This window comes from Protofrankia sp. CiP1_Cm_nod3 (assembly GCF_982290655.1).
On record NZ_CEVIVD010000173.1, the window covers coordinates 8,046 to 10,151 of the forward strand.

The following is a 2,106-nucleotide window of genomic DNA, read 5'->3' on the forward strand; positions in this document are numbered from 1 at the left end:
GGTCGTCTCCGGCCACGATCGGAGTGGCGTGGCCTGGACGGATGCCGCCGGCGCGTCGGAGCATGCTGGAGGTGGGCGCGCCCACCTCCAGCGATCACCGCGTTCCCGGCGCTTCATGACTGCCATGGGGAGGGCGTCCCCGAAGATGCCATCCCGCCGATGTCACCCTTGTGACCAAGAGATCACTGACAAGTCTTGATCCGAACCGGTCGATCGAATTTCTTACTGAAAGTAATCAGATCTTCCGTCTGGGGCTCTCATGTGGTGTCGGATTTCCGACACCAGGGCACGCTGTGGAGAGCCCGGGTTCCGCGGTTCGTGGGTACACGGCGAAGATCGTTGAGGTGCAGCCGCGGGTCGCGGAGCGCCGTCGGGCCCTGTCGCACGGAACCCGTAGTCTTGACGTGTGCAGCCGACGGGTCTGCGGACCACCAGTCGTATCCCCGGCGAGAAGCCGTTCCTGAAGTGGGCCGGGGGCAAGAGCAGGTACGCGAGCGCGCTCGTGGGGCTGGCGCCGGAGTTCACCGGCTCGTACCGGGAGCCCTTTCTCGGTAGTGGCGCGGTGTTCTTCGAACTGGGGCCTCGCCGCGCTGTTCTCTCCGACGCGAACGAAGAACTCGTCGTCTGTTTCCGGGTCGTCGCCGGGGATCCGGAGTCGGTCATGGCGCGGCTCGACGAGATGCCCAACACTCCCGAACACTTCGAACACGTGCGCCGGCAGCGTCCCCGGGATCTCAGTGACCTCGAACGGGCCGCCCGGGTCGTCTACCTCAACAAGACGAGCTTCCGGGGGCTGTGGCGGGTGAACCGTCGCAACGAGTTCAACACGCCGTACGGAGCCTACGACCGGCCCTACTACAATCGGACGACGTTTCTGCGGGCCGCCAGGGCGCTGAGCGGCGCCGTTGTCAGGGTGGCCGACTTCGAACAGGCGATCGACGACGCCGAAACGGGTGACTGGGTGTACTGCGACCCGCCGTACGTACCACTCGGCGGCTGGTCTGATTTCAGACGGTACACCGCCGGCCAGTTCGGGGCGGACGACCAGGTGCGGCTTTACAAGGCGATGCGTCGCGCGGCCGACCGGGGAGTTTTCATCACCATGACCAACAGCGACACGCCGTTCGTGCGCGACCTGTTCGGCGGTGATTTCCGCGTTCTGCGGCTGGCCACCCGGCGTGACATCAGCCTGAACGCGTCCGCCCGGCGTAGCTGGGACGTGGTGGTGACCAGCTACGACCCGCCCGTGCCGTCCCAGGCCCCCTTCGACCGCCAGGTGCGGTAGCCGCGGACGGTCCCGGCCAGGCCGTGGCCCGGCCGGGACCGGGCAGGGGCGGTCGGAGGTCGAGCGGAGGCGCCTACCGGTCGGCTCCTGTACCCGGCGTGACCGGGGCGGGCATGGGCGCCGGCCGCTCAGGACGCGTGGGAGGCATGCCGGTGATGCCCGTGACCATGTTCGTGGCTGTGACCGCGGTGGTGATCATGGTGTCCGTGCGGATGCGTCGGGTCGTCCGGATGGTCGTGGGGGGCCTGGGGGGCGGCCACCCGGTGCTCGAAGCCGGGCAGCGCGACCCGGTACAGGCAGGTGTCGCAGTTCATCCGGATGTCCCCGGCCAGTGCCTCGGCGAAGCGCTCGAACACCAGGTCCACCAGGGCGTCGCTGTCGCCGAGCAGGCCCGCGCAGCGCACGTCGACGCCCGGGTGCTCGGCGGCCCAGGCGGTGGCCTGGGCGACCACCCGCTCCGGCAGGACGCCGGTGAACAGGAAGTAGGGCGCCACCACGATCCGGGACGCTCCCAGCCGGCGGCAGCGCTCCAGGCCGGCGGGCACGCCCGGCTCGGCCAGGCTGATGAACGCCGGTTCGACACCGGCGAACCCGCGTCCCTCCCACAGCAGCCGGGCGACCTTGGCGATCTCGGCGTTGGCGTCCGGGTCGGTGGAGCCCCGGCTGACCAGCAGCACGGTCACCTTCGCCCGCTCGGCGCGCGGGCAGACCGCGTCGATGCGCTCGTCGAGCGCCGTCAGCAACGTCGGATGCGGGCCGAGCGGGCGTCCGTAGGTGTAGCGCAGACCGGGATGGCGGGCGCGTTCGCGGGCGAGCGCGCC

At 69.9% G+C, this 2,106-nt stretch carries 2 protein-coding genes; one reads left to right on the forward strand and one right to left on the reverse strand.

The window, feature by feature from the left end; translation table 11 throughout:
- Nucleotides 1–406: 406 nt before the first annotated feature.
- Nucleotides 407–1,285 (forward strand): DNA adenine methylase, encoded by an 879-nt coding sequence (locus AC5LUJ_RS21550; RefSeq protein ID WP_250291299.1) that lies wholly within the window; start codon nt 407–409, stop codon nt 1,283–1,285.
- A 128-nt stretch (nt 1,286–1,413) separates the two neighbouring features.
- On the opposite strand, the gene AC5LUJ_RS21555 is transcribed toward AC5LUJ_RS21550, so the two are convergent.
- Nucleotides 1,414–2,106, reverse strand: a 693-nt coding sequence (locus tag AC5LUJ_RS21555; RefSeq protein WP_493465617.1) for a CbiX/SirB N-terminal domain-containing protein, incomplete at its 5' end; no start/stop codon positions are given.